Source organism: Reyranella aquatilis (assembly GCF_020880995.1).
Classification (GTDB): Bacteria; Pseudomonadota; Alphaproteobacteria; order Reyranellales; family Reyranellaceae; genus Reyranella; species Reyranella aquatilis.
On record NZ_JAJISD010000005.1, the window covers coordinates 1 to 22,403 of the forward strand.

Sequence of the window (22,403 nt, forward strand, 5' to 3'; positions counted from 1 at the left end):
AGCCCGCAAAGGTCGCCATCGTCGCCTGCATGCGCAAGCTCGTGACCATCCTCAACGCAATCCTCAGGGACAAAAAGCCATGGGCAAACGCTTGACCCTCACGACGGTCGCTCAGGATGAGGTCATAGGGGCTTTTCATAGCCTGTTGTTTTGGTGCATTCATTTCCGGCCCGGCTCTCGGGATGAGGTCCGTGGGTCAGTCCGAGACGAAGCGGCCCTAGATCCCCTCGTTCGGGATCTTGAGCACGATGCCGCAATGCTTGCAGTGCACCGCGTCGATGTCGTGCACCAGCAGCGCGCAGGAGGGGCATTCGTAGCGGACCTTGTAGGGTCGGAAGATGGCCTGCAGCAGGCGCAGGAAGAGGCCGACGCCCACCACCATGATGATGACGGCGAGCAGGCGGCCGCCGGGCGTCTTGAGCGTGATGTCGCCGAAGCCGGTGGTCGTCAGCGTGGTGATGGTGAAGTAGAGCGCGTCGACATAGTTGGCGATCTGCGGGTTGATGCTGTGCTGGGTGACGTAGACCACCGACGTCACGATGAAGATGAAGACGCCGAGATTGACCGTGCGCTGGATGATGTCCTCGTTGCGCCGGAACCAGGCCGAATCGTGCCGCAGGTCGCGCAGCAGGTGGTAGGAGCGCAGCAGCCGCAGCGCGCGGGCGATGCGCAGGAAGGCGAGATTGTCGAGGAAGACCGGCAGCAGCAGCGACAGGATCACGATCACGTCGGCCGCCGAGGTAAGGCTGAACAGGTGGCGCATCGGCCGGCGCTGGACCCACAGCCGGGCCGCGAACTCGACGGACAGCAGGACGCCCAGCGCGAGATCGAGCGCGATCATCCAGGGCTGCTGCCCGCCGAACGGCGCCAGCAGGAACACGCCGATGGTGGCGATGTCGAAGGCGACGAGACCGTAACGAAACCGTCGCGCCTCCGGGCCGTCGCCGAAATAGAGATCCCGGAACTTCTCGCGCAATGACGTCGTTGCCATTCCTCCAGATATCATGGCCGAGGGTTCGGGGCACCGGGCGGGTGGAAACGACTCCGCCGCGCGACGACTACCCCGCGGCCTGCGCCGTCGGCATCGCGAGCGTGGGCGGGGCGGTGCTGAAGGAGCGCAGGACCTGCCCGGGCGGCGTCACCTTCACATAGTCCTCGCCGTCGAAGACCTGGACGCCGTTGACCCACACGCCCTTGAGGCCGGGAGCGCTGCGGATCAGGCGGTTGGCGCCGGCCGGAAGGTCGGCGACGCGGCGGGTGCGGCTGACATGGATGGTCGCCGGATCGAACAGCATGAGGTCGGCCCAGGCACCGACCTCGATGCGGCCGCGGTCGACGATGCCGTAGATGTGGGCCGGATCGCCGGTCAGCTTGCGGATGGCGTGCGGCAGGCTGAAGCGGCCGAGCTCGCGCACCCAGCGGCCGAGCAGGTGCATGGCGTAGCCCGCGTCGCAGAACAGCGTCAGATGCGCGCCGGCGTCGGACAGGCTGATCAGGTTGCCGTCGTCCGCGATGAGATCGCCGACACGCTTCTCGTCGACGTTCAGCAGCCGCACGATGAAGGTCGTCTCGAGATCGTCGGCGAGGCCGATGTCGAGCAGCGCGTCCACCGGATCGATGCCGCGCTCGCGCGCGATGTCCTCGATGGTGCGGCCCTCCAGGGCGGGTTCGGTCGGCGACACGGCCACTTCCATCAGGTGCCAGGTGCCGTTGAAGATGCGGCCGCCCTCGACCGGCGTCGCCAGCGACGTCTTGAAGGCGGCGCGAAAGGCAGGATCGACGAACAGCGCGCGATGCTGTGCCTTGTCGCCGGCCTTGGGCCACGGCGCAATGGTCTGCAGCATGTAGGCGTTGAGCAGCCCGAAGTTCATGTTGAGTGGCTGGCACGAGGCCTGGGCATAGACCGCGTGGCCGCGCGTGCGCGCCTCGGCGCAGGCGGCGGAGATCCCCGGCGCATGCTCGGGCCTGGTCGGATAGTCGAGCAGCGGGCAGTAGATCACCGGCCGGCCGGAGAGCCGGGCCAGTTCCTCCATGAAGGGAATGGTCGAGCGCTGGCCGCAGGTCGCCATGGTGACGCCGTGGCCGTGCCGCGCCATCACGCGCGCCAGCGCGCGGAACTCGTCGTCGCTGGCCAGGCGCGAGGGCACCGGGATGCCGCCATAGCCGTTGTGGTTCTCGAAAGTGGAGGAGCCGAGCCCGATCGCGCCGGCCGCCAGCGCCTCGTCGAACAGCGAGGACATCTTCGCCAGCTCATCCGCCGTCGCCTCGCGCTCGGAGCCCGCGTCGCCCATCACCACGGTGCGCAGCGCCGAGTGCGAGCAGAAGGAGGCGACGTTGGGCGTGACGCCGCGCCGGGCGATGAAGTCGAGATAGCTTCCGAAATCGTCGAACTGCCAGTCCACACCCTCGCGCAGCGCGTCGAGCGACATCGCCTCGACCTCGGAGAGGTTCTTCAGCAGCGTGTCACGCGTGGCTGGCGTCGCGGGTGCAATGCCGAACCCGCAATTGCCGATCACCACCGTCGTGACGCCCAGCGCCGGCGATGGCGAGGCCGTAGAGTCCCAGGTGAGCTGCGCGTCGTAGTGGGTGTGCACGTCGATCACCCCGGGCGCCAGCACCAGACCCGTCGCGTCCACCGTCTCGCGCGCCGGCCCGAGATCGCGGCCGATGGCGGCGATGCGGCCGTCCTTCACCGCGACGTCCAACTTGCGCAGCGGGTTGCCCAGACCGTCGGCCATGTCGGCATTCGTGACGACCAGATCGAACATGCAATCCTCCCGGAGCGTGCGGCACTTCGAGTGCGTTTGGCCGCCATTCTCCGCGAGAAGCGTGAGGTTGTACCGCCTCAATTCGCGGCATTTCCGCGTCGTGGATGGATCGGTATCGAACCGACGGCGGAACGACGCTCGGGTTTGCACGTTGGGGTCCGCAATTTCGCGGCCCCGGACTTCGGTCCCGAGCGAGGATCATGGACCCCTATATCGTGATGCTCGCCGGCTTCGGCGCGATCGTGCTTCTGACGGCATGGCTTCCCATGGTGCTGAAGGAGCTGCCGCTTTCGCTGCCGATCTTCTGTGTCGCGGTCGGCGCCCTGCTGACCGGCCTCTTCGACCAGGCGCAGGCGCCCTCGCCCCAGGCCCATCTCAAGCTGACGGAACGGCTGACGGAAGCCGTGGTCATCGTGGCGTTGATGGGGGCGGGGCTCAAGCTCGACCGGCCGCTGGCCTGGGCGACCGCCGGCCTGACCTGGCGGCTGCTGGGAGTTGCCATGCCGCTCACCATCGTCGCCATCGCCCTGCTGGCGCACGGGCTGCTAGGCGTCGGGCTGGCCGCGGCGCTCCTGCTGGGCGCCGCGCTCTCGCCCACCGATCCCGTGCTGGCGAGCGACGTCCAGGTCGGCCCGCCCGGCCAGGGCGGCGAAGACGAGGTGCGCTTCACCCTGACGGCCGAGGCCGGACTGAACGACGGGCTGGCATTTCCTTTCGTCCATCTTGCCATCCTGCTCGCGACGGTGAGCTCGGCCGACGCGTCCTGGCTGGAGTGGGTGACGCTCGACGTGGGGTGGCGGCTGGCGGCGGGGATCGCCGTCGGGGTCGCCGTCGGCCGCGGCCTCGGCTGGCTGACCTTCCGTCTCCCCAACCGCTCCAAGCTCTCGCGCACCGGCGACGGGTTCGTGGCGCTGGGCATCACCGCGATCGCCTACAGCCTCGCCGAGATGGCGCACGGCTACGGGTTCCTGGCGGTCTTCGTGTCCGCCGTCGCCTTCCGCGGCTTCGAACGGCGGCATCACTACCACGAGAAGCTGCACGACTTCGTCGAGCAGATCGAACGCCTGCTGATGATGATGCTTCTCGTGCTGTTCGGCGGCGCGCTGGCGGAGGGCGGCCTGTTGCGCAACACCGACTGGGCGATGGTCGGGTTCGCCGCGCTCACGCTGCTGGTCGTGAGGCCGCTGGTCGCCTGGATCAGCCTGCTCGGCCGCAAGGAGCCCACGCCGGAACGGGCGATCATCGCCTTCTTCGGCATTCGCGGCATCGGGTCCGTCTATTACATTGCCTTCGCGCTGGGCCGGGCGCCGTTCGCGGAGGCGGACCTGCTGTGGAACGCGGTATCTCTGGTGATCCTCGTCTCGATCACCCTGCACGGCACGACCGTCACGCCGATAATGCGGTTCATCGACAAGCGCCGCGGGCGCTGACGCAAGATCTCAGCCCGCCGGAACTTGCACGGCGAAGGACCGTTGTGTGTGCGGCATCGGCCGGACTGCGGAGGCCTCATCACGCGCCCGACGGTGGAGGACGGCATGAATCTCAGAGCCCTGGCGGGCAGCGTTGCCTCCCTCACACTATTGATTGCCGGACCGGCCTTCGGCCAGGGCACGTTCGGTCTCTCGATCGAAAACTGTTCCGATTACGTCGCCCGGGCGATGAGCCAGGTCCAGATGGCATCCGGCTGTAGCGTCTCGGGACCGAGCTGGAGCGCCGAGCCGGCCGACCATGCCGCCTGGTGCAAGCGCGCCTCGGCGCGCGAGCGCGGCCGCGAGGACGAGGCGCGCCGCAACGTCTTGATCACGTGCCGGGGAGATTTCGGCACCGTACAGATCAAGAGCTGCAACGAGTACGTGGCCCGGTCGCGCACGCAGCTGGAGCTTGCCCAGGCGCTCTCATCGAGCTGCACCTTCGACGGGATGCGGTGGAGTTCGAACATCGTCCAGCACATGCACTGGTGCAACCGCACGCCCGTCGACCGGCACGCCACCGAAGACGCCGCCCGCCGCAGGGAACTGGCCTCCTGCACCGCCCGGTCGAACTAGACCGGGGCGCCACGATGAAGATGAAGCGCCCGAGATCGATCGTGCGCCGGATGAGCCCGTAGCGGAACCTGCGGGCCTCCCTGTCGTGCCGCGCAAGCTACAGGAACTTTTCGTGCCATCGCTTCGTTGCCATGCCTCCGGATATCATGGCTTCGAGTCGGGGCACCGGGCCGCGCTTGCCGATGGCAGGCCCGTCGTCACCAAAACGACTGCCAGATGCGCTACGATGGGCCCATGAGAGACAATGAAAGTCCGGACCCGCCAAACCTGTTCTGGCGGCGGGAGACGGCGACACGCGCCGGGCTGATCGTCGACGCGGGCGCCTATTTCGAGGCCGGCCGCAAGGCGATGCTGAAGGCGCGCAAGCGCATCATGCTGATCGGCTGGGACTTCGACGCCCGCATCGCGCTCTCCGACGAGCGCCTCCCGGGCGAGCCGCGCACGCTGGGCGAGTTCGTGCTGTGGCTGGTGAAGCGCAATCCCGAGCTGGAAGTCTTCCTGCTGCGCTGGAACATCGGGGCGCTGAAGGCGCTGTTCCGCGGCACGACGATCTTCACGCTGATGCGCTGGATGGCCCATCCGCGCATCCACACGCGGCTCGACGGCGCCTCGACGCTGGGCGCCTCGCACCATCACAAGATCGTCGTGATCGACGATTGCCTGGCCTTCTGCGGCGGCATCGACATGACCAGCAACCGCTGGGACACGCCCGAGCATCGCGACGGCGACCCGCGCCGCGTCGGACCCGATGGCAGCCCCTACGCGCCGTGGCACGACACGACCTCGATCCTCGAGGGGCCGGTGGCGCAGGCGCTGGGCGAGCTGTCGCGCAAGCGCTGGCAGGCAGCGGGCGGCCACGCACTCGAACCGGTCGACTGCGGCGTCGACTGCTGGCCGGAGGGCGTCGAGGCGCAGTTCCGCAACGTCTCGGTGGCGATCAGCCGGTCGCGGCCCGAGGGCGACGATGGCGGCCCGCCGGTGCGCGAGATCGAGGCGACGTATCTCGCGCTGATCGCCCGCGCCCGGAAGTACATCTACGCCGAGAGCCAGTATTTCGCGTCGCGCCGCATCGCCGAGGCGATCGCCCACCGACTGGAGGAGGCCGACGGGCCCGAGATCGTGCTGGTCAATCCGTTCAAGTCGCAGGGCTGGCTGGAGCCGGTGGCGATGGATACCGCGCGCGCGCGCCTCTACGCGGCGCTGGAGCATCTCGATTGCCACGCGCGGCTCCGCATCTATCACCCGTTCACGCAGGCCGGCGAGCCGATCTACGTGCACGCCAAGATGATGATCGTCGACGACGAGGTGCTGCATGTGGGCTCGTCCAACATGAACAACCGCTCGATGCGCCTCGACACCGAATGCGACGTCACCCTCGACGCGGCCGTGCCCGGCAACGAGAGTGCCGCGCCGACCATCCGCGCGCTGCGCGACAGGCTGCTGGCCGAGCATCTCGGCGTGACCGCCGAAGCGGTGGCGGCAGCGGTCGACGGCAAGGGCTCGCTGATCGCCGCCGTCGAGGCGCTGCGCGGCCAGGGCCGGTCGCTGCGCCCCTACGAGATCCTCGACCTGCACGAGGTCGAGACCTGGCTGGCCGACAACCAGGTGCTCGATCCCGAGGGACCCGGCGAGATCTTCGAGGCGACGTCCAAGGGCGGCCTGCTGCGCGGCCTGCGCCGCCATCTCCACACCCACGCCGACCGCATGCGCCACCGCCTGCACAAGCACCGCTCGCGCGCCTGAACGCCAAGGCGGAAGGTCCCTGCCCGCATTCCAATGGGGAGGCGATTCTGCTTCGCTCGGAAAGACCCGATCGCCCTAGCCCGGCCGCTTGCGTCCGCGGAACGGGAGACGCAGCAGCGCCGGGAAGGCGCCGCGCATCTTCTCGAAGGCGACGTAGAGGCCGGGGATCACGAAGATGCCGAGGCAGGAGGCCGCCAGCATGCCGCCGAACACGGCGGTGCCGACCGCGCGCTGGGTCGCCGCACCCGCGCCCGAGGCGATCACCAGCGGCACGAGGCCCAGGATGAAGGCGAAGGACGTCATCATCACCGCGCGGAAGCGCTGCCCCGCGGCCGAGGTGGCGGCCGTTACGGGATCGCTGCCGCCGGCCCGCTCGTGCATGGCGACCTCGATCACCAGGATGGCGTTCTTGGCCGCCAGCGCGATCAGCACGACGATGCCGATCTGGGCATAGACGTTGTTGGCGAGGCCGGTCAGCCAGAGCGCCGCCAGCGCACCGAACAGGCCGACGATCACCGACAGCAGCGCCGCCACCGGCAGCGCCAGGCTCTCGTAGAGGCCCACCAGGAACAGGTAGGCGAACAGCACCGCCAGCGCGAGCACGAAGCCGGTCTGGCTGCCCGCCTCCTTCTCCTGCTGCGCGGTGCCGGCCCACTGGTAGGAATAGCCCGGCGGCAGGCTGGCGCGCGCCACCCGCTCCATCGCCGCGATCGCCTCGCCCGATGAATAGCCCACGGCGGGCGCGCCGTTCAGCGTCACCGAGCGCAGGTTGTTGTAGCGGTTGATGGTGGCGGGCGCCGTCGTGAGTTCGAGCGTCGCCATCGCCTGCAGCGGCACCAGCTTGCCGCTCGACGAGCGCACGCGCACCCGCTTCACGTCCTCGATGGTGCGGCGGTCGAGCGCGTCCGCCTGCACGCGCACCGTCCAGGTGCGACCGAACATGTTGAAGTTGTTGACGTTGCGGCTGCCCATCGCGGTCTGCAGGGCGGCGAAGATGTCGGGGATGGCGACGCCCAGCGTCTCGGCGCGGTCGCGGTCGAGTTCAAGCCGGATCTGCGGCGTCGAGGCGCTGTACGTGGTGAAGACGCCCGCCAGCTCGGGCGCGGCCTGGGCCGCGTTGATGACGCCGCGTGCCACCGCCACGATCTCCTCGGGCGGTGCGCCGGTGAGGCTCTGGACCTCGAACTCGAAGCCCGAGGAATTGCCCAGCCCCGCGATCGGCGGCGGGTTGAAGGCATAGATGTTGGCCACCGCCACGCGGTCGAACGCCCTGTTCAGCCGCTCCAGCACCGCGAAGGCCGTCATCTCGCGGCCGGGACGCTCGGCGTAGGGCTTGAGCGACACGATCATCATGGCGCGGTTGGGCAGGTTCAGCCCGTCGAGCAGGCTGTTGCCGCTCACGGTGAAGAAGTTCTGCAGCCACGGCTGGCCCTGCAGCATGTTCTCGACCTGCATCACCGCCTCCAGGGTGCGGCTGGTCGAGGCGGCGTCGGGCAGCTGGATCTCGGCCATGAAGGAGGACTGGTCCTCGTCGGGCAGGAAGCCGGTGGGCACGACGCGCAGCAGCCCGCCGGTCGCCAGCGCGAACAGGCCGACCAGGCCGACCGCCAGCAGACTGCGGCGGATCAGCGGGCCGGCGACGCGCAGGTAGCCGTTGCGCGTGGCGTCGAGGCCGCGCTGGATACGGGCCATCAGGCCGCGCGGCGCGCCGCGGCGGGTGAGCAGCAGCGCGCACAGCGCGGGCGACAGCGACAGCGCGTTGATCGCCGAGATCACCATGGCGACCGAGATCGTCACCGCGAACTGCTGGTATAGCTTGCCCGCGATGCCCGGCATGAAGGCGGTCGGGATGAACACCGAGAGCAGGACCAGGGTGATGGCGATGATCGGGGCCGTGACCTCGGCCATCGCCTTCTCGGTGGCCTCGGCGGGCGTGAGCCCGGGCTCCTTCTCCAGCGTGTGCTCGACCGCCTCGACCACCACGATGGCGTCGTCGACCACGATGCCGATGGCCAGCACCAGCGCCAGCAGCGACACGGTGTTGAGCGAGAAGCCCAGCACCTGCATCACCGCGAAGGTGCCGACCAGCGCCACCGGCACGGCGATGATGGGAATGAGCGTGGCGCGCACGCTGCCGAGGAACAGGAAGACCACGAGGGCCACCAGCACGAAGGCCTCGATCAGGGTCTTCACCACGCTGTGGATCGTCGCCTCGACGAACACGGTGGTGTCGTACATGACGTCGAAGGCCACGTCCTCGGGCAGCCGGTCCTGCAGCTCCTGCAGCACCTTGCGGACGCCCTCGGCGGTGGCGAGCGCGTTGGCGCCGGCCAGCTGGTAGATCTGGATGCCGGCCGCCGGCTTGCCGTTGTAGCGCGTTGTGACGTCGGCATTGGCCGAGCCCAGCTCGACCCGGCCGATGTCGCGGATGCGCAGCAGCGCGCCCTCCGGCGTGGCGCGCACGCTGATGTTGCCGAACTCCTCGGCCGAGGTGAGCCGCCCCTTGGCGGTGATGTTGAGCTGGAAGTCGACGCCGTCGAGCAGCGGCGCGGCGCCGACGCGGCCGACCGCGGCCTGCATGTTCTTGGCCTCGATCGCCTTCACCACGTCCTGCGCGGTGACGCCGAGGCTCGACATGCGGTCGAGGTCGAGCCAGACGCGCATGGCGTAGTCGAGGCCGCCGAATAGGCCGGCCGAGCCAACGCCCGGCACGCGCTGCATGGCGTCGAGCACGTTGATGGTGGCGAAGTTCGACAGGAACAGCGCGTCGCGCGTCCCCTTGGGCGAGTAGACCGCGACCACCTGCAGGAGCGCCGAGGACTGCTTCTTCACCAGCACGCCGTTGCGCTGCACCTCGTCGGGCAGCTGAGGCATGGCGCGGTTGATGCGGTTGTTGACGTTGACCGTGTGGTCCTGCGGGTTGGAGCCGACCTTGAAGTAGATGCTCAGGCTGTAGCTGCCGTCGCTGCCCGAGGTCGACTTCATCGAGATCATGTTCTCGACGCCGTTGACGTTGCGCTCGATGATCTGCGCCACGCTCTCCTCGACCACCTGGGCCGAGGCGCCGGCATAGCTGGTCGTGACGGTGACTTCCGGCGGCACGATGTTGGGGAACTGCGCGATCGGCAGGCTGCCCAGCGCCAGCAGGCCCGCGATCACCATGATCGCGGAGACGACGAAGGCCAGCCGCGGGCGGCGGATGAAGAGCGAGGCGATGCCCATGGATCAGCGCTTCGGCTGGTCGGCGGCGGCCGGCGCGGCCTGCGTCTCGACGGTCATGCCCGCGCGCACGCGCTGCTGGCCGCGCACGATCACCCGGTCGCCCGCCTTGAGGCCGCTCGCCACCGCGATCATGCCGTCGCGCACGAAGTCGACGGTGATGCGGCGCTGCTCGACGACGCCCTTGCCGTCGACGACATAGACATAGGGGCCGGTCTGGTCGATCGCCATCGCCGGCTGAGGCACCACCAGCACCTTGGCCGGCTCGTTGCCCTCGACGATCACCCGCACCGTCTGGCCGTCGGTCAGCAGTTCGTCGGCATTGTCGAACACCGCGCGCGCCATCTGGCCGTCGGTGTTGGGATCGACCGTGACGTCGATGAAGTCGACGCGGCCCTTCTCCGGGTAGAGCTTGCCGTCGGCCAGGCGCAGCCGCACCGGCAGGTGCTCGCCGGCGCGCAGGTCGCGCCGCACGTTCAGCAGCTCGGCCTGCGAGACCGAGAACAGCACGCGGATCTGCCGCTCGTTCACGATGGTGGCCAGCACGCCCGATTCCGGCCCGACGATGTTGCCCGGCGAGACGGCGGCGCGGCCGATCAGGCCGGCGATTGGCGCGGTGATCTTCGTGTAGGAAAGCTGCAGCTCGGCATCCTCGAGCTGGGCCTCGGCGTCGTCGAGCGTGGCCTTGGCCTGCAGCTGCTCGCTCAGCCGCTGGTCGTAGGCGACCTGCGAGACGTTGTTGGTCTTGAGCAGGTCGGCGGCGCGCTTCAGCTGCGCCTCGGCGTTGATCAGCGCCGCCTGCGCGCCGTCGCGCAGCGCCCGCTTCTGGTTGACGGCAATGCGGTAGGGCGCGGGATCGATGGTGAAGAGCAGCTGGCCCTCCGTCACCTTGGCGCCGTCCTCGAACTCGCGCTTGCCGAGCACGCCCTTCACGCGGGCGCGCACCTCGACCTTGTCGAACACCGCGATGCGGCCGATGTATTCCGACTGCGGCGCCAGCGGCCGCAGCTCGGCGGGCTGCACCAGCACGACCGGCGGCGCGTTGTCCGCGGCCTTCGTCTGGGCACCGGCCGCCGGGGCCAGGGCGAATGCCAGCAGCCCCGCCAGGGCAACCACCGCCGGGCGCAGGCCGCCGCGCGGCGGCGTTCCGGTGTCGTTGCGGGGAACGCGCGGCCAGTGGATCATCGTTCTACTCCGGAAAACGTCGAAGCCTTCCCTCGACCGGCCCCGGACACTTGCAGGCTTCGTCACCCGGGCGGACATAACGCATCCCCGTTTCAATATCGCTTCGCCATGATCGAGATCAAGCCAGACGGACCGGGAGACGGACGATGACGGCGAATGCCGCGCCCGGCTTCGACGAACTGCCCGTGCCGCTGGCATTGGGCTCGACCTTTTTCCACCCTGCGATCGAGCAGGTGCGCAAGTTCGCCGACGCGGTCGAAGACCCGGACGGCTGGCGGGTCGGCGATCCGTCGGACGGCCTCGTCCATCCGCTCTTCCTCGCCACCTATGTCTGGTTTCCGTCGGGCTTCCTGCGGCGCGCGCCGGGGGAGGCCGGGCATTTCGAGCTCTTCCGGGAACGCTATCCGCATCTGGTCGGCACGCCGTTCCTGCATTCCAGGAGCACCGCGCGTTTCTGCCGCCCGTTCGCGCTGGGACGACCGGTGCGCGCCGACGTGGCCGTGATCGCGAAGGACCGACGGCGGGGCCGCGACTTCATCGTGATGCGGGCCTCGTTCTTCGACGCCGATGGGCGGGCGCTCGCGCAGTTCGAGCATGCCTGCGCCATCCGCGGCAACGGCGCGCCGTCCGCCGCTGCGCCACGACCGTCGGCGCCCGTCGCGGCGGAGCCCGGCACCGTCCTGCCGCCCCGCCGCATCGAGATGACGCTGGAGAAATCGCGCCTGTTCAGCCTGCCGGGCGAGAACCACCACACCGACGACCGGCGGGCGCAGGCCCTGGGCGCCCGGGTCGCGATTCCGGCGGCCACCATGTCCTTCGCCTATCTGTCGCGTTTCGCGCAGGACCAGTTCGGCGAGGAGGCCTGGATGGCGCGCGGACGGCTCGACGCCACCTTCACACGCATGCTCCAGCGCGACGACGTGCTGGAAGTGGGCGGGCACCGCTGCGCCGACGTCCTCGATCTCGCGATCCGCAACGGCCGTCGCGAGACCGTCGCCGTGGCGATGGCGGGTCTCAATAGACGTTGAACAATCGTCTCTGGCTGCGCCCGTTTGCGCCCGGCCAGTCGGCGAAGGTCGCGCGGATCATGTAGGGCACGACTTCATTGATGTCCGACCGCCTGCCGGTGCTGTAGACGGTCGCTTCGTAGCTCCTCACCGTCTCGTTCCGGGCGTTCGACTTCCGGAGATCGATGAGGACCACGGTCATGCGGAAGTCGAAGGAGACGTCGGCGCCGTCCCGCGACCAGGTACGCGGGCGCTCGCCCTCATACGTGAAGATCACGCCGTAGTCGGCGGCGGCCTGCGTGGTAACCCGGCGCAATCCCTTGGCCTCGAACCCTGCGGCGAGCTGGTTGGCATGGGTCGCCCAGGCGAGGCTGGCTTCGGCAGGCTCGATGAAGAAGGTCTTGCCGGCCAGACTGTCGGGCAAATCGTGGAACGGCGTGAATTCCGTCCTCACGGGCGTGCCGCAGGCCGCAACCAGCGACATCAGCAATGCCAGGACGCCCAGCCGAGCCAACCGTTCCATGCCTCGCCCTTCCCTTCGGGGTACCAGGAGGCTGTTTATCGGTTGTGTGACAATATTTCTATACTCGTATCGGTTGTGACCACCGGGCAGCTGACCTAGCAGGCCGCGTCGTGAGGCTCGCGCCGGGCCTAGGGGTGATTGCCGCCGCGCACCGCGAGCGACGCAGCCCCGGCGACGACGGCAAAGGCGGCCAGCACCAGCAGGCTGCCGGCCACCGCCTCGACGAAGGCCGGGCCCATCGTGTCGGCAGCGCGCGACAGGCCGAGCCGCCAGGACAGCATCGACGAGGCGGCCGAGACGCCGAGGCAGCTTCCCAGCACGCGGCCGAGATTGACCAGCCCACCGGCCGAGGCGGCGTGGCCGGCGGGCGCGGCGTGAACGCGCCAGCACAGGTGACGCCGACGATCAGCCAGGGATGGATCGCCAGTCGTTCGAGGATGCGCAACGGCGGCGGTTCGAGGGACTTCATGGCCTGTGCGTGTGTACCGCGCCGGGACTTCCAAGCGAAATAGCCGATGGCCGCATCCGAACAAGGTCCTTCGCCGCGCTCAGCATGACACCGGTGGGGTGACTGGCGCAGTGCGCCTGTCCCGACAAAATTGTCATCGCGGGCGGGGTGACCCCCGCCCTGGAGCACAGCGAAGGACCCTACCTGCTTAGACACACAGCCATCGACGTCAGGTCACATCCGGCGGGCGGAACGTCACGATTGCGGCGGTGCCCTGTCGATAGCACTGTCATGGCAATGAACAGTCGAGGAAACGCTTCCTGATGTCGCCCAGCATCCGGCGGCAGGCCATCATCATCGTGGCGACGCTGGCGACGGCCTATGTCGCGAGCCACTTCTTCCGCGCGGCCAACGTCACGATCGGGCTCGACCTGATGCGCGACCTCGGCATCGGGCCGGAAGCGCTGGGCGCGCTGACCGGCGCCTTCTTCTTCGGCTTCTCGGCGATGCAGATTCCCTGCGGCTTCCTGTTCGACCGCTACGGGCCGCGCCGCACGGTGACCGGCATGCTGGTGGTCGCGGTGATCGGCGCGACGTTGTTCACCCTGGCGCCGGCCTGGCCGCAGCTGCTGGCGGGCCGCGCGCTGATGGGCGCGGGCTTCGGCGTGATGCTGATCGGCAGCATGGTGGTGATCTCGCGCTGGTTCCCGCCCGACCGCTTCGCCACGCTGGCGGGCATCGTCCTGTCGGTCGGCCTGCTGGGCAACCTGCTCGCCACCACGCCGCTCGCCTGGGGCACCGGCGAGATCGGCTGGCGCGGCGTGTTCGGGATCATGGTGGTCTTCACCGCGCTGACGGCACTCGCGGTCTGGACCATCGTGCGCGACGCGCCGCCGGGCCATCCCTTCCTCGAGCGCAAGACCGAGACGCCGGCGGAGATGATGCGCGGTCTGGGTGAGGTGCTGAAGAACCCGCAGCTCAAGTTCATCCTCGCGCTCAACTTCTGCAACTATGCCTGCACCTTCACCGTGCAGGGCCTGTGGGGCGGCCCGTTCCTGCGAGAGGTCCATGGGCTCAGCCGCGTCGAATCGGGCAACGTGCTGCTGGTCGCGGTGATCGCCTACCAGATCGGCATGCTGACCATCAGCCCGCTCGACCGCGTGTTCGACACGCGCAAGCGCATCGCCATCACCGGCACCCTGCTGATCGCCGCCATCCTCGCCACCTTGGCGCTGTGGGCCAATGCGCCGCTCTGGGTCGCCATGGCCGCCATCGTCGGCATCGGATTCCTGAGCGCGTCGAGCACCATGGTGATGACCCACGGGCGCGGCACCTTCCCCGACCGGCTGATCGGCCGCGGCATCGCCACCATGAACACCAGCGTGATGCTGGGCGTCGCCTGCATGCAGAGCCTGTCGGGTGTGATCGTCGGCGCCTTCCCGCCTTTGCCCGACGGTGCGCGTTCGGAGGAAGCGTACCGCAGCCTGTTCGGCTTCATGGTCGTGGTGCTGCTGGTCGCCGTGACCATCTACAGCCGGTCGCGCGACGTCCGCCCCAGCGACGAACTGCGCGCGCGGCAGGCGGCACTCAAGCCCTGACACAGGCTTGCCCGCAGCGCCGGGCGATCTACTCTCGCGGCATGATCACCCGCAGGACGACCCTCTTCTCCGGCCTCGCCGCGACGGCCGCCGCCGGCTGCACCCCGAGCCAGCCCGTCTCGACCGCCAGGCCCTACCCGATCGCCCCGCCGCCGCCCGACCGCGCGACGATGGGGCTCGACGCGGTGATCGACCTCAGCCGCAGCGTGGCCGTCTCCGATTTCCGCGCCGTGCGGCAGAGCGGCATGCTGGGCGTGATCCACAAGGCGACCGAGGGCGGCGACTATCTCGACACCGCCTATGCCGGGCGGCGGCCGCAGGCCGAGGCGGCCGGTCTGCTGTGGGGCGCCTATCATTTCGGCACCGGCCAGACGCCCGGCGCCCGTCAGGCCGCCTACTTCCTCTCCGTCTCGCGTCCCGGCCCGCGCACGCTGCTGGCACTCGACCTCGAGGCCAACGAGAACAACCCGCGCAACTCGATGCGGGTCGACCAGGCCGAGGAGTTCGTGCAGGCGGTGGCGGCGGCGACCGGCCGGCTGCCGGTGGTCTACGTCCACCCGACCTGGGCCAATGGCGAGCCGCTGCCCAACTCCGGCCTCAGCCTCGGCGCGCGCATCACGCCCGATTCGATCCTGGCGCGCTGCGGACTGTGGGTTGCCGACTATCACGATTCGCCCGAGATTCCGCTGGCCTGGGAAACGACCGGCTGGCGGCTCTGGCAGTATGCCGGCGACGAGAGCGAGGGAAAGCCCGCCTACGGCCAGACCAACATCGTGAAGGGCGTCAGCCACTGCGACCGCAATCTCTTCAACGGCGATGCCGGGGAACTGCGCCGCTTCTGGGGCGCCGCCTAGCCGGAATTCCCGCGGCCTGCGGCAAGCGCGAAAAGAGGCGGCGGGGCCGCGCCCGAGGAGCTAGACTGACCCCATGTCCGCCATCGAAGCCCTGCGCAAGTCGCTGTCCGCCTCCTCTGAAGACGCCTCTTCCGAGGACAAGAAGAAGATGGCGGTCGAGGCCATCACCAAGATTCTGGATGCGCTGGGCCGTGGCGTGGCCCCGTTCGGCGAATGGGAGCAGCGCTGCCTGGGCGCCGCCATCATCGCGCTGCGGTCGAGCAAGTTCGACGAGGCGCGGTCCTTCGCGCGGCGCGCGATCTGGCCGGAGGAGAACCGGCGCAACTCGGGCGTCGCCCGCTTCCCCCTGCGGCCCGGCATGCTGAGCCTCGCGGAACTCGCCCACGAGCTGGAAACCGCGCGCAAGCTGCCGCCGCGCGGTAAACCCCGCACGGTCGAATAGGCGACGGGAAAAGACCGGCTGCGCGGCGGCCGAAATTCGACAAAACCACCCATTGCGGATCGACCGGGGCAGGCGCATGTCTCGCACCATGAGCCCGGTCCCCGCCTTCGCTTGCCAACCGGCCCGCTGTCGACCCTCCCGCTGTCGACGCGGCTCCTGCCGCTAAGCCAATTCTTCGTTTCCTGGAATTCGAACTGCCAGAACCGGTCCACCGACCGGCGGGAGCGCAGTCATGTCCTATCTACATAAAGTGGCCGGGGAACCGGCGGCGGGTTCGACTGTTAAGGAGGGCGCAACGCCCCGCAACAACCCTTCGGGAGGTCAGGAGATGGAACGGAAGCAGGCGATTTACGATCTGGCCGTCCGCGTCTGCCGCGCCGTTCGCGGCGTCCGGAGCGATCGCCAGACCTGGATCGGGCTGGAACTGATCCATCGCGAGATGAGCGGCGAGCGTCCCACGGCGATCGACGCCGCGGTGGCCTTCGCGGCGGCCAAGGGCTGGCTGGCCATCGGCGGCCGTCCCTCGCACAGCGTTATGCTGGGCCAGGGCGCTCCCTGATACCGTCCGCATGAGGAAACCGGGTTCGCGTCGAACAGCCGTCATTTGACGCTCCCGCCCGGCCGCCGCAGGTTCTCGCGATGATTGCCGACCCCGCGCGTACCATCCCCATCCTCGCCTCGCTCGACATCGCCGAGAGCGCGGCCTTCTACGCCGAGCAGCTCGGCTTTGCCGTCGGCTACCAGGATGCGGGCTACCTGATCGTCAAACGCGACGAGATGGAGATCCATTTCTGGAGGACCGACGATCGCCGGTTTCCCGAGAACACGGGTTGTTACATCCGTGGCGGCCAGGTCGCAGCGCTGCATGCCGAATTCGAGAAGCGCGGCGTCCAGAAGCTCTCGCCCTTCGAGGTGCGGCCGTGGAACATGAAGGAGTTCTACGTCCACGATCCGCACGGCAACCTGCTGAGGTTCGGCTGCTCGCAGTGGTGAGGCCGCTCAGCGCCGGGACCTGCGCGAAGTCGCGCGGGCGACGATCGCGGGATCGAGAAGCTCCTCCAGTCGGCCGATGCGTGGATGGTCGCCCGGTTCGCTTTTCCCCGCCGGATCGTACAGGAGCGTATGCAGGCCGAGCCTGCGCGCGGCATCGAGATTGGCGACCCGATCGTCGACGAAGAGAAAGCCGCTGGCCGGCCCGCCGAGATGCACGCGCATGTGACGATAGATGCCGGGATCCGGTTTGCGCAGGCCGATCTCGCCGCTCACGAACCAGCGCGGGATTGCCCGGTCGAGCCCGTGACGGCGCCGCAGCTTGAGCGACCAGGCAGCGACGTCGTTGGACAGGCAGCAGACGGAGTCGAAAACCGCGCCGGCACCGTCGAGCAGCGCGCCCACGCCCGGCGAAACACGATGGCCCGCGAGATAGTCGTCTTCGCGAGCGGGTTCGACGCCGATCCGCTCCCAGAAGGACGACGCGTCGATCTGGCCGTAGCTTGCCGCGAGATAGGCTTGTCGGATCTCCTCCCCCGCGGCGGTCGAGCCATGGCGCACGGCAAAGGGAACGAGCAACTCGCCCACGTCGTCGCCGGTCTCGTACAGAACGCCCATCGCATCCAGCACGAGCACGGGGCGCGAGCGGCGCACGCGGGTCATCGCCCGCTCCTGTTGGTCGGCAACGGCATGCGGCGGATCAGAGCGGGCGCTGGCCCAGAGAGATCTGCAGCGCGGCCCGCACGTGTGCCGCCGTCGTGTTGACGAATCGGAAGCCTTCCGCTTCGAAAGTCGCGGCGTCGCCATGATCCGGAAAGGCGAGCGGCAGCTCGGTGCAGGCCAGCAGCACGACCGTCGAGTCCCGATCGCCGGCATGGCGGGCGCAGAAGTCGACCAGGCCGGCCCGCCCGGCTGGCGTGCAACCGGCATGGAACTCGCGGTCGATCAGCGCCTGCAATTCCTCGATCGACGCATCCGGCAGGCGTTCGTTGGGCTCGATGCCGCGCGCGCGCAGCAGGACGGCATAGTCGGCGGCACGCATCGTCACCTCCGTTCCCAGCACCAGCGCCTTGCGCGCGCCGGTCAGTCGCGCCGCCTCCGCCGCTTCGTCGAGGATGCTGACGACCGGAAGGCGCACGCCCCGCGTGATCGCCTGCAGCCGCGTGTGCGAGGTGTTGTTGGCGATGACGGCGAAATCGCAGCCCGCCGCCTCCAGCCGCAGCAAGGCATCGCGGAAGGCACCGTCATAGCGCGCCCAGGCCGCATCGCCGTCGCCCGGCCGGGCGCGATAGCCGCGCGTCTCGTGCATCACCAGCGATTCGATGGTCATGGGCGGCGTCGGATGCGGCAGGCTGGTTCCCAGCGCCTCGAAATGCGCGTTCGCGGCGGTGCAGAGCAGCCGGTAGTAGTCGAGGGTCGACGGCCAGCCGACGCCGCCCACGATTCCGATCTTCTTCATCCAGCCAGCGTGAGCGAGGGGGCGTCGCGGCGGCAACCGCGAACCTTTCAAGGCGCACGAGGAGAAGTCAGCCGAGCTTCCCTTCCATCCGCAGGGCGCGCCGGACGCCGCTGCGGGACGCGCCCGCCGATGCCGCGGGCAACCGTGCCGGAGCCGCTTCCGTTGGGCCTCCGTCGTTGGCGGCCTTGAGCTCGCTGTCGATCCATCGGCGGAACGCACTCACCTCGGGACGCATCACGGTCTCGCGCTGCATCACCAGCCAGTAACCGGTGGCGCAGACGAGCGGCGGTCCCAGGACCGGCACCAGCCGGCCGGCGGCGAAGTCCGGCTCGACCAGCGGCAGTCGGCCGAGCGCCACGCCGATACCCGCGACGGCCGCTTCCAGCGCCATCTGGATCGTGTCGAAGCGCAGCCCGCCCGTCGTCTTGGAAAGATCGACGCCGGCCAGGCCGCTCCAGGCGGCCCAGTCCTCGCCGGCCTTGGTGACGTGGAGCAGGGTCGCGCGCCGCAGATCGTCGGCGGAGCGGATCGAGGCGGCGAGCGCCGGCGCGCAGACCGGCACCAGCTTCTCGCGCACCAGGCAGGTCGCATGCAGACCGCTCCATTCGCCGCGCCCCATCCGGATGGCGACATCGATGCCGTCGCGGGAGAACTCGACCCGGCGCTGCGAGGTGTCGACGGTCACCTCGATGCGCGGATGGCGCTCGTTGAAGCGTCGCAGCCGCGGCAGCAGCCAGCGCATGCCGAAGGTGGGCGGCACGCTCACCGCCAGCCGCCCGGTCGGCTTGCGGCCCGGCACCGTCTCGGTCGCGCGCGCGAGCAGGTCGAGCGCGGCCTGCACCTGCGGCAGGTAGACCGCGCCCGCCTCGGTGAGCGACAGGGAACGATTGCCGCGCACGAACAGCTCGACGCCCAGCCACTCCTCGAGCGTCTGCACGCCGTGGCTGATCGCGCTCGGCGTGATGTTCAGGTCCTCGGCGGCGGCCTTGAAGCTGAGATGACGGCCCGCGGCCTCGAAGAGGCGCATCGAGCTGAGAGGGGGCAGGCGGTAAACCATGGGGATGCGCAGACCATAGGGTGAAACCGGCCGGGACGAAGGCGAGAAAATTTGGCGACGAGGCCGAGATTTTTGTCGAACCGACGTGAGCAGCCTTCGTGTGTGCCACGGCGCACGGTCCGCTAGCGTCCCCTCGCACAAGGGGGGCGATCCATGAGCAGTGCACCGCCGGTGAGACGCACCGACAAGCTGATGTCCGACGAGGACGCCCGCCTGTTCCTGGCGCGCGGCCATTGTGCCCGCGTGGCGACGGTCGGCGCGGACGGCGCACCCTACGTGACGCCTCTCCTCTATGTCTGCCTCGACGGCGAGATCCTGATGCACAACAGCGCCGCGCCGGGCCACTTCCGCGCCAACGTCGATGCCGCGCCGCGCGTCTGCCTGGTGGTCGACGAGCCGGGTGAGGTCTTCGACTATGGCCGCTTCGAATGCGACGTCTCGATCGCCCATGCCAGCGTCGTGGTGCATGGCACCATCCGCATCGTCGACGACCGCGCGCTGAAGCAGAGATTTTGCGACGCGCTGATGGCCAAGTATCACGGCCGCGACGTCGGCCGCCCCAAGGGCTTCTACCCGCGTCTCGACCACATCACCGTCTATGCCGTCACGCCCACGCGCATCACCGGCAAGGAAACGAAGCTGCCCGCCGCCGCCGACCAGTGGCCGGCGCGCGACGGCACGAAGACGCCCGACGCCGTCGCGCCCGCTCCGGCCGGGGAATAGCGGCGATGTTCGTGGAGCTGGCGGCGCTCGACGAGGGCGCGACCGAAGCGACGCGCGAGGCGGTGCGGCAGGCTCTCGCCTGCATCGACGCCTTCACAGAGCGCTTCAACGCGCGCGACGCCGAGGGGATGGATGCGCAGCTGCATTTCCCGCACGTGATCCTGGCGGGCGAGACGCTCGTCGTGTGGGACGGGCCCGGCCGGCATGGCGAGAGCTTCTTCCACGATCTCTCCGCCACCGGCTGGCACCGCACGCGCTACCGGCGGCAGGAGGTGGTGCTCGCCACACCCACCAAGGTCCATCTGCTGGTCGAGTATTCGCGGGACGACGCCGCGGGCGTGCCGCTCTCGGTCCACCGCAATCTGTGGATCGTGACGCTCGACGGCGGCCGCTGGGGCCTGAAGCAACGCTCCCATTGAGGGAGCCCGGCATGCCGGAGGCGCCGCCGATTGCCGTGCCGGCGCTCTTTCGGGCCGGAGAACCTAGCGCCTGAACGCCGCCGGCGAGCGCTGCCCATCGCTGCGCATGAGACGACGCAGCGTCGAGCCGTCGGCATAGCCCACGCGGCGCGCCACCTCCTCCACCGGCAGCTTCGTCGTCTCCAGCAGGAAGCGCGCCGTCTCGATGCGGATGCGGCGCACGAAACGGATCGGCGACAGGCCGCAGGTCGCGGTGACGCGGCGGGCGAAGGTGCGCGGGCTGAGCGCCATTGCGTCGGCCAGTTCCTCGACGGTGAAATCGCGGGCCACGTTGCGGCGCACCCAGCTCTCGGCCTTCGCGATCTTCGCATCCTGTCCCGCGAGATAGGTGATCGCCATGTAGGGCGCCTGCGAGCGGCGATCGTCCAGCAGCAGGTAGCCGGCGCAGGCCTTCGCCAGACCCGCACCCGCGAAGCGCGCGACGACCGCCAGCATCAGGTCCATCTGCGCCATCGCAGCACCTCCGGTGGCGACCGGCCAGTCCGCGACCACGATCTGATCGGTCAGCAGCGCGACCTCGGGATAGCGGCGGCGAAACAGCGGCGCGAACCACCAGGTAGTCGTGGCGCGCCGGCCGTCGAGCAGCCCGGCTTCGGCCAGCAGGAAGGTGCTGGCGCAGGAAGCGGCGATCGACGCGCCGGCCCGCGCGGCATTCGCAAGAAGGTGCGTGGCGCGCCGGCAATCCGGTGCCGCGATCCGCGCGAGCAGCGCCTCTTCGGTATCGACGCCGAGGCCCGGCACGATGACGAGATCGGTGCCCGAGGCCGGCGCGCGCGTCCTGGAGCCGGTGCAGGCGAGCGTCCGCACCTCGAACGGCGCGGGCCGGCCCGCGGCGAGGCTCACGCGATTGGCGGTGGCCAGCACGTCGTGGGTGATGGCGGCGCTCGACGCCATGCGGCCCGGCAGTTCGAGGACGGTGATTCGCGTCATGGCGGAAAAAGCCCGTTCAGTGTCGATCTAGACACCTATCGAAATCACCCGGACAGCGCAATGATCCCGCCGATCACCGGAGTAATCGAATGCCATCACGCGCTCTCGACCAGGACGATCCGCTCGACGATTTCGTCCCCCGCGAATTCACGCTGCACGGCGCGACGAAGACCGTGCATGTCGCGGGCCGGGGACCGGCGGTGATCGTGATGACCGAGATGCCGGGCATCAGCCCGCAGGTCGCGCGCTTCGCCCGCTGGGTGCGCGACGCCGGCTTCGCCGTCTACATGCCCTCGCTGTTCGGCCGCGACGGCGCCGTGGTCTCCGCCGAGGAAGGCGCCGGCGTGTTCAAGCGCGCCTGCGTCAGCGCGGAGTTCCGCGCGCTGGCCGACGGTGGCCAATCGCCCGTCGTGCAGTGGCTGCGGGCGCTCGCCCGCGTGGCGCATGTCGAATGCGGCGGCCCGGGAGTCGGCGCCATCGGCATGTGCTTCACCGGCAACTTCGCCCTGTCGATGATGCTCGAACCCGCGGTGCGGGCGCCGGTCCTGGCGCAGCCGTCGCTGCCGCTCGACGATCCGGCCGGCACTGGACTCTCCGAGAGCGAGTTGGCGGCGGTGCGCGAACGGCTGGAGCGAGACGATCTCACCGTGCGCGGCTATCGCTTCGCCGGCGACCAATTCTGCCGCGCCGAACGGTTCGCGGCCTTCTCGAAGGCGCTGGGCGACCGCTTCGTCCCGCGCGTCCTGCCCGACAGCGCCGCCAACAGGGAGGGATTGCCGCCGTTCTTCGGCAGCTTCGTTCCGACCCCGCACAGCGTCGTCACGGTCCATCTCATCGACGAAGCGGGCCAGCCGACCGTCGCCGCGCGCGACGAAATCCTGTCCTTCTTCAGCGAACGCCTGCGGCCGCCTCCGTCATCATCCTGACCGCCAT

Annotated in this window: 22 protein-coding genes; 12 read left to right on the forward strand and 10 right to left on the reverse strand. The window is 69.3% G+C overall.

Annotated features, from left to right (window positions below; genetic code table 11):
- Positions 1-217: 217 nt before the first annotated feature.
- Positions 218-991 carry a potassium channel family protein gene (locus LJ725_RS12630; RefSeq protein WP_230551020.1) on the reverse strand — a complete coding sequence of 258 codons (774 nt, stop codon included), beginning with the start codon at positions 989-991 and terminating at the stop codon, positions 218-220.
- 67 nt (positions 992-1,058) lie between these two features.
- Complete coding sequence (locus LJ725_RS12635) at positions 1,059-2,768, reverse strand: N-acyl-D-amino-acid deacylase family protein (RefSeq protein ID WP_230551021.1); 1,710 nt, start codon at positions 2,766-2,768, stop codon at positions 1,059-1,061.
- Positions 2,769-2,968: 200 nt separating this feature from the next.
- On the opposite strand from LJ725_RS12635, the gene LJ725_RS12640 reads away from it, so the two are divergent.
- From LJ725_RS12640 to LJ725_RS12650, 3 genes are all read left to right on the forward strand, one after another.
- The gene (locus LJ725_RS12640; RefSeq protein ID WP_230551022.1) at positions 2,969-4,198 is read left to right on the forward strand and encodes a cation:proton antiporter; all 1,230 of its coding nucleotides are present in this window, start codon (positions 2,969-2,971) and stop codon (positions 4,196-4,198) included.
- A 105-nt stretch (positions 4,199-4,303) separates the two neighbouring features.
- Positions 4,304-4,813: a hypothetical protein gene (locus tag LJ725_RS12645; protein WP_230551023.1), complete on the forward strand. Its 510-nt coding sequence runs from the start codon at positions 4,304-4,306 to the stop codon at positions 4,811-4,813.
- Positions 4,814-5,047: 234 nt separating this feature from the next.
- Positions 5,048-6,556: a phospholipase D-like domain-containing protein gene (locus tag LJ725_RS12650; RefSeq protein WP_230551024.1), complete on the forward strand. Its 1,509-nt coding sequence runs from the start codon at positions 5,048-5,050 to the stop codon at positions 6,554-6,556.
- 75 nt (positions 6,557-6,631) lie between these two features.
- Here the strand turns inward: LJ725_RS12650 and LJ725_RS12655 are convergent, their stop codons facing one another.
- Positions 6,632-9,778 (reverse strand): efflux RND transporter permease subunit, encoded by a 3,147-nt coding sequence (locus LJ725_RS12655; protein ID WP_230551025.1) that lies wholly within the window; start codon positions 9,776-9,778, stop codon positions 6,632-6,634.
- Between the two features lie 3 nt (positions 9,779-9,781).
- Positions 9,782-10,960 (reverse strand): efflux RND transporter periplasmic adaptor subunit, encoded by a 1,179-nt coding sequence (locus LJ725_RS12660; RefSeq protein ID WP_230551026.1) that lies wholly within the window; start codon positions 10,958-10,960, stop codon positions 9,782-9,784.
- A gap of 146 nt (positions 10,961-11,106) precedes the next feature.
- Between LJ725_RS12660 and LJ725_RS12665 the strand changes: the two genes are divergently transcribed.
- Positions 11,107-11,988 carry a hypothetical protein gene (locus LJ725_RS12665; RefSeq protein WP_230551027.1) on the forward strand — a complete coding sequence of 294 codons (882 nt, stop codon included), beginning with the start codon at positions 11,107-11,109 and terminating at the stop codon, positions 11,986-11,988.
- On the opposite strand, the gene LJ725_RS12670 is transcribed toward LJ725_RS12665, so the two are convergent.
- Positions 11,975-12,490 carry a DUF4136 domain-containing protein gene (locus tag LJ725_RS12670; RefSeq protein WP_230551028.1) on the reverse strand — a complete coding sequence of 172 codons (516 nt, stop codon included), beginning with the start codon at positions 12,488-12,490 and terminating at the stop codon, positions 11,975-11,977. The two genes, LJ725_RS12665 and LJ725_RS12670, sit on opposite strands and share 14 nt — an antisense overlap.
- A gap of 128 nt (positions 12,491-12,618) precedes the next feature.
- A complete protein-coding gene (locus tag LJ725_RS12675) occupies positions 12,619-12,810 on the reverse strand; it encodes a hypothetical protein (RefSeq protein WP_230551029.1) in 192 nt (63 codons plus the stop codon).
- Positions 12,811-13,261: 451 nt separating this feature from the next.
- On the opposite strand from LJ725_RS12675, the gene LJ725_RS12680 reads away from it, so the two are divergent.
- From LJ725_RS12680 to LJ725_RS12700, 5 genes are all read left to right on the forward strand, one after another.
- Positions 13,262-14,536, forward strand: coding sequence for an MFS transporter (locus LJ725_RS12680; RefSeq protein WP_230551030.1), 1,275 nt, complete (start codon positions 13,262-13,264; stop codon positions 14,534-14,536).
- Between the two features lie 41 nt (positions 14,537-14,577).
- Positions 14,578-15,390, forward strand: coding sequence for a glycoside hydrolase family 25 protein (locus LJ725_RS12685; RefSeq protein ID WP_230551031.1), 813 nt, complete (start codon positions 14,578-14,580; stop codon positions 15,388-15,390).
- A gap of 73 nt (positions 15,391-15,463) precedes the next feature.
- Complete coding sequence (locus LJ725_RS12690) at positions 15,464-15,832, forward strand: hypothetical protein (RefSeq protein ID WP_230551032.1); 369 nt, start codon at positions 15,464-15,466, stop codon at positions 15,830-15,832.
- Positions 15,833-16,160: 328 nt separating this feature from the next.
- Positions 16,161-16,391, forward strand: a complete 231-nt coding sequence (locus LJ725_RS12695) for a hypothetical protein (protein ID WP_230551033.1) — start codon at positions 16,161-16,163, stop codon at positions 16,389-16,391.
- 80 nt (positions 16,392-16,471) lie between these two features.
- Positions 16,472-16,825, forward strand: coding sequence for a bleomycin resistance protein (locus tag LJ725_RS12700; protein WP_230551034.1), 354 nt, complete (start codon positions 16,472-16,474; stop codon positions 16,823-16,825).
- A gap of 6 nt (positions 16,826-16,831) precedes the next feature.
- Here LJ725_RS12700 and LJ725_RS12705 read toward each other — a convergent pair whose 3' ends face one another.
- From LJ725_RS12705 to gcvA, 3 genes are all read right to left on the reverse strand, one after another.
- The gene (locus LJ725_RS12705) at positions 16,832-17,485 is read right to left on the reverse strand and encodes an HAD family hydrolase (RefSeq protein ID WP_230551035.1); all 654 of its coding nucleotides are present in this window, start codon (positions 17,483-17,485) and stop codon (positions 16,832-16,834) included.
- A 37-nt stretch (positions 17,486-17,522) separates the two neighbouring features.
- Positions 17,523-18,281 carry an aspartate/glutamate racemase family protein gene (locus LJ725_RS12710; RefSeq protein WP_230551036.1) on the reverse strand — a complete coding sequence of 253 codons (759 nt, stop codon included), beginning with the start codon at positions 18,279-18,281 and terminating at the stop codon, positions 17,523-17,525.
- A 67-nt stretch (positions 18,282-18,348) separates the two neighbouring features.
- The gene (gene gcvA / locus LJ725_RS12715; RefSeq protein WP_230551037.1) at positions 18,349-19,338 is read right to left on the reverse strand and encodes a transcriptional regulator GcvA; all 990 of its coding nucleotides are present in this window, start codon (positions 19,336-19,338) and stop codon (positions 18,349-18,351) included.
- 153 nt (positions 19,339-19,491) lie between these two features.
- On the opposite strand from gcvA, the gene LJ725_RS12720 reads away from it, so the two are divergent.
- Together LJ725_RS12720 and LJ725_RS12725 are read left to right on the forward strand one after the other, a co-directional pair.
- On the forward strand, positions 19,492-20,061 hold the full coding sequence (locus LJ725_RS12720) for a pyridoxamine 5'-phosphate oxidase family protein (protein ID WP_230551038.1): 570 nt from the start codon (positions 19,492-19,494) through the stop codon (positions 20,059-20,061).
- A gap of 5 nt (positions 20,062-20,066) precedes the next feature.
- Positions 20,067-20,480, forward strand: a complete 414-nt coding sequence (locus LJ725_RS12725) for a hypothetical protein (protein WP_230551039.1) — start codon at positions 20,067-20,069, stop codon at positions 20,478-20,480.
- Between the two features lie 63 nt (positions 20,481-20,543).
- On the opposite strand, the gene LJ725_RS12730 is transcribed toward LJ725_RS12725, so the two are convergent.
- Positions 20,544-21,470 carry a GlxA family transcriptional regulator gene (locus LJ725_RS12730; protein ID WP_230551040.1) on the reverse strand — a complete coding sequence of 309 codons (927 nt, stop codon included), beginning with the start codon at positions 21,468-21,470 and terminating at the stop codon, positions 20,544-20,546.
- Between the two features lie 89 nt (positions 21,471-21,559).
- Here LJ725_RS12730 and LJ725_RS12735 point away from each other — a divergent pair, with 89 nt between their 5' ends.
- Complete coding sequence (locus LJ725_RS12735) at positions 21,560-22,396, forward strand: dienelactone hydrolase family protein (RefSeq protein ID WP_230551041.1); 837 nt, start codon at positions 21,560-21,562, stop codon at positions 22,394-22,396.
- Positions 22,397-22,403: the final 7 nt, after the last annotated feature.

Bases quoted from the DNA above. Each gene is read 5' to 3' on its own strand.
- LJ725_RS12630 (WP_230551020.1), bottom strand. From the start codon at position 991: ATGGCAACGACGTCATTGCGCGAGAAGTTCCGGGATCTCTATTTCGGC.
- LJ725_RS12635 (WP_230551021.1), bottom strand. From the start codon at position 2,768: ATGTTCGATCTGGTCGTCACGAATGCCGACATGGCCGACGGTCTGGGC.
- LJ725_RS12640 (WP_230551022.1), top strand. From the start codon at position 2,969: ATGGACCCCTATATCGTGATGCTCGCCGGCTTCGGCGCGATCGTGCTT.
- LJ725_RS12645 (WP_230551023.1), top strand. From the start codon at position 4,304: ATGAATCTCAGAGCCCTGGCGGGCAGCGTTGCCTCCCTCACACTATTG.
- LJ725_RS12650 (WP_230551024.1), top strand. From the start codon at position 5,048: ATGAGAGACAATGAAAGTCCGGACCCGCCAAACCTGTTCTGGCGGCGG.
- LJ725_RS12655 (WP_230551025.1), bottom strand. From the start codon at position 9,778: ATGGGCATCGCCTCGCTCTTCATCCGCCGCCCGCGGCTGGCCTTCGTC.
- LJ725_RS12660 (WP_230551026.1), bottom strand. From the start codon at position 10,960: ATGATCCACTGGCCGCGCGTTCCCCGCAACGACACCGGAACGCCGCCG.
- LJ725_RS12665 (WP_230551027.1), top strand. From the start codon at position 11,107: ATGACGGCGAATGCCGCGCCCGGCTTCGACGAACTGCCCGTGCCGCTG.
- LJ725_RS12670 (WP_230551028.1), bottom strand. From the start codon at position 12,490: ATGGAACGGTTGGCTCGGCTGGGCGTCCTGGCATTGCTGATGTCGCTG.
- LJ725_RS12680 (WP_230551030.1), top strand. From the start codon at position 13,262: ATGTCGCCCAGCATCCGGCGGCAGGCCATCATCATCGTGGCGACGCTG.
- LJ725_RS12685 (WP_230551031.1), top strand. From the start codon at position 14,578: ATGATCACCCGCAGGACGACCCTCTTCTCCGGCCTCGCCGCGACGGCC.
- LJ725_RS12690 (WP_230551032.1), top strand. From the start codon at position 15,464: ATGTCCGCCATCGAAGCCCTGCGCAAGTCGCTGTCCGCCTCCTCTGAA.
- LJ725_RS12695 (WP_230551033.1), top strand. From the start codon at position 16,161: ATGGAACGGAAGCAGGCGATTTACGATCTGGCCGTCCGCGTCTGCCGC.
- LJ725_RS12700 (WP_230551034.1), top strand. From the start codon at position 16,472: ATGATTGCCGACCCCGCGCGTACCATCCCCATCCTCGCCTCGCTCGAC.
- LJ725_RS12705 (WP_230551035.1), bottom strand. From the start codon at position 17,485: ATGACCCGCGTGCGCCGCTCGCGCCCCGTGCTCGTGCTGGATGCGATG.
- LJ725_RS12710 (WP_230551036.1), bottom strand. From the start codon at position 18,281: ATGAAGAAGATCGGAATCGTGGGCGGCGTCGGCTGGCCGTCGACCCTC.
- gcvA (WP_230551037.1), bottom strand. From the start codon at position 19,338: ATGGTTTACCGCCTGCCCCCTCTCAGCTCGATGCGCCTCTTCGAGGCC.
- LJ725_RS12720 (WP_230551038.1), top strand. From the start codon at position 19,492: ATGAGCAGTGCACCGCCGGTGAGACGCACCGACAAGCTGATGTCCGAC.
- LJ725_RS12725 (WP_230551039.1), top strand. From the start codon at position 20,067: ATGTTCGTGGAGCTGGCGGCGCTCGACGAGGGCGCGACCGAAGCGACG.
- LJ725_RS12730 (WP_230551040.1), bottom strand. From the start codon at position 21,470: ATGACGCGAATCACCGTCCTCGAACTGCCGGGCCGCATGGCGTCGAGC.
- LJ725_RS12735 (WP_230551041.1), top strand. From the start codon at position 21,560: ATGCCATCACGCGCTCTCGACCAGGACGATCCGCTCGACGATTTCGTC.